At 68.6% G+C, this 2,956-nt stretch carries 4 protein-coding genes and 1 pseudogene; all 5 read right to left on the reverse strand.

Annotated elements, in window-relative coordinates; genetic code table 11:
• A partial coding sequence (locus VFL64_RS18095; RefSeq protein WP_489541773.1) for a hypothetical protein occupies positions 1 to 613 on the reverse strand: 613 nt, incomplete at its 3' end.
• Positions 614 to 698: 85 nt separating this feature from the next.
• Entirely contained in the window at positions 699 to 920 is a 222-nt protein-coding gene (locus VFL64_RS18100) for a hypothetical protein (protein WP_489541774.1), read from the reverse strand.
• Between the two features lie 230 nt (positions 921 to 1,150).
• Positions 1,151 to 2,059, reverse strand: coding sequence for a hypothetical protein (locus VFL64_RS18105; RefSeq protein WP_489541775.1), 909 nt, complete (start codon positions 2,057 to 2,059; stop codon positions 1,151 to 1,153).
• A 121-nt stretch (positions 2,060 to 2,180) separates the two neighbouring features.
• Positions 2,181 to 2,405, reverse strand: coding sequence for a hypothetical protein (locus VFL64_RS18110; protein WP_489541776.1), 225 nt, complete (start codon positions 2,403 to 2,405; stop codon positions 2,181 to 2,183).
• 27 nt (positions 2,406 to 2,432) lie between these two features.
• Positions 2,433 to 2,956, reverse strand: a pseudogene (locus VFL64_RS18115) (MFS transporter); the annotation flags it as partial.

Below are 2,956 nucleotides of genomic sequence, written 5' to 3' on the forward strand. Positions count from 1 at the left end.
TGCGGCAGGCGTTGGCGGATTCGCACTTGAACAAGGTGGCCGAGAGCTCGGGGCCCGGCGCTGAACTGGCGGCGCCTGCGGCGGCCAGCGGTGTCACGGCGAACAGCGCAGCGTCGGTGACGCCGGGCGGCAGTGCCTGGCCGCGGGCAAGGCGCGTCACGGTGTGGTTCAGGCCCGCGGAACGCAGGGCCGCGGAGAAGCCTTCCAGCGACTCGGAGGCCTGCTCCGGAACCGATGCGGCGGAGGCCGGGGCCAGCGCCGCCGAGGCGGCAGACGCCGGCGCCGGCGCCTCCGCAGAAGCAGCTGAGGGACGGCCCTTGGACGCAACAGGCGCCATCGCCGCCTCGAACTCGGCAGACTGGGCTTCGAGCAAGGGCAGCACCGTGATCCAGGCCATCACCGCGAACGAGACGGTGCAGACCACGTTGGCGATGAACGGAACCGTGACCGAAGTCTCCGGGTCACCGCGGTGCTTGAAGAAGGTGTAAAGGGCGGCAGGAAAGCCGATGAAGAAGGTGGCGATCGCCAGCGCGACGCTCGAACGACCCACCCGAAAACACAACCAGATCTGGGTGGCGAAAGCCAAGCCCAGCAACGCGAGCACCACACCCATTTGCGCTTCCCCTCCATCGCCACGCTGCGGCCCTTCGCCGCGCCGTGGATTGTCTCAGAGGGGGCCGGGCGGGCCCGCGTGAAGATCAGTGCAGGTCGCTCAGCTGGACAGCCGGTGCGGAGTATTCACGCCCGACCACCGCACGTGCGTACAGGTAGTTGTGACGGGCCCGGTCGCTCAGCCCGTCGAGGTGCACATGGCCGCCTGCATCGCAGGGGAAGCTCAGCGCGCGCCCTTCGTGAAAGAGTGACTGGAAGCGCAGCTCGTAGCTGGCGGCAATCTGCAAGGAACCAAACTCGGTATTCATGGCAACGATCTCCTGCTGCTCTGACCGTGATGACAACGTGAGAAGAAGCTTAGGAGTTGACCGGGTCCGTGTCCCTAAGCGACTGCCTCTGTGCGCTGTCCCAAACTGGATGAGACAAATGTAGGAATTCGTCCGACAAAGTTCATGTGACTTACGACCATCTGGAGGCCCCTCATTCGAGGCATCACGCCTGAAAACTAGGGGGGCGCACAGCCCCATTTCCAGGGGCGTCAGTACTCGGAAGGAGCACCCGCCTGGCTGTCGCCGGCCACGAGCGTGTTGCCCATGCCGAGCAGCTCACGCGCACGCTGCAGGTTGAGCAGCTGGTCACGGTTGCGGCGCGCATGCGCGCGGTCGCGTTCGAGCTCCCACACCAGCTTGATCAGTTCCTTGTGGGTGAGTGCGGCGCGCACGCGGCCGAGCGAGAAGGTGGCAAACAGCGAATCGCGGCGCACGGTGTCGATCAGCAGATCGCGCACGTATTGCAGGCGTTGCTCTTCGGTCATCTTCGGTGCCGCACGCGCGTGGTCGGCCACCTTGAAAGGCGTCTCGCGCACCTGCTGCACCCAGTCGGGGGCACGCGGCGTGTCGTTCAGCTGCACGGTGGGCTCGACGTAGCGCGCTGCGGCCACGGGCGGAGCCATCGGCGCGGGGGGTGGGGCCGGCGGCAGCACGGGCACCGCCATCGTCACGGGGGCCAGCGGGATGTCGCTGAACTGCGCCACCGGCTCATCTTCGTTCTCTTCGTAGGCCTCCTTGGCCGGCGCCAGCGGTGGGGAAGTGTCGGGTTCGTCGTCTTCGTCGGGCAGCAACTCGCCCATGGGCGTGAGCGCGGCTTCGGAGAACACGTCGACGTCGACGCTCGTCAGGCGCGGCGTGTCGAGCGCGCCGGACAGAGTCTCCACGGGTTCGGGGGCCTGCACATCGTCGGGGATCTCCACCAGCCCCATGCGCACCAGTTCTTCGAAGTGGCTGGTCTGCGCGCCTGCCTTGTGCGCCATGCCAAGCACCTCGCCCAGCGGCCGGCGGCCATCGACAAGCAGCAAGACCGTGCGATAGCGCTGCCCCAGGCCGCGTGTGCGGTGGCGCAGTTCATCGAAGCCGGCTGGCGTCTTGGCAGGGGCGGAGAGGTTTGGCATCGGTCAAGGGCAGGCGCCCGATTGTGGCGCGTCTCGAAAACGGCCGGCAACCGCCCGCCGCCCTGGCCGTGCCGCCCGGCACCCGGCCCTCGGCCCTGGCGGGCGTACCGGGACTTCGAACTCAGCGCTGGCTGCGCGCCTTGCGGCCGTCGACCTCGGCCAGCTGCTGCTTGAGGAGCAGCATCAGCACACGCGCCGTCTCCTCGCTGAAGCTCAGCGTGGTGCTGGGGTTGTCATCGCTGCGGTTGTTGACGGGCAGCACCAGCGCGTCGATGCGCGCCTCGACCAGGCCGTTGCGGTTGCTCATGGCCTTGACTTTTTGCAGCTCGATCTGGAAGGTCTTCACAGGGGCCTCCTGAATGTGGGAAAGGCATCAGGGTACTGCACGCCGGGCGGCCCACCAGAGCAGCCCGCCGGCCAGCAGCCAACCGGCCACAGGCGCCCAGCCGAGCAAGCTCAGCGCGGCTGGATCCTTCTGCCATTCGAGCGCCAGCACCGCCATGCGGGCGAGCGCTGCGCCGGCCAGCACCGACGACAGGGCGCCGCCGAAGCGCCCTTCCCGCCCGGTGTGGCCAAGCGCCAGAGCGGCCGAGAACGCGCTCATGAGCAGGCAGGCCCAGGCCGCGCCGGCTGCAAGCTGCGCCACAAGCAGCACGGGCAGGCTGCTCGTCAGCTGCGCCAGCCAGGCCGCAAGCGCCGCCGCCAGCCCGGCGGCTACCAGCACGCGCCAGGGCCCGAAGCGGCGTGCCGCCCAGCCCGCCGGCAGCATGGCGAGGTTGAAGCCGACCCAGAACACCGGCGCGAGCCATTGCAGATCGGCGGCCTGGGCGAAGCGCAGGTACAGCGGTGCGCTGTTGACGAAGGCGTGCAGCTGAAAGGCCGAGGCCGCGAGCAACG

It is taken from the genome of Rhizobacter sp. (assembly GCF_035702065.1).
Taxonomy (GTDB): domain Bacteria; phylum Pseudomonadota; class Gammaproteobacteria; order Burkholderiales; family Burkholderiaceae_C; genus Rhizobacter.

Coding starts and splice junctions, on each gene's coding strand:
- VFL64_RS18105 (WP_489541775.1), bottom strand. CDS start 2,059: ATGCCAAACCTCTCCGCCCCTGCCAAGACGCCAGCCGGCTTCGATGAA.
- VFL64_RS18100 (WP_489541774.1), bottom strand. CDS start 920: ATGAATACCGAGTTTGGTTCCTTGCAGATTGCCGCCAGCTACGAGCTG.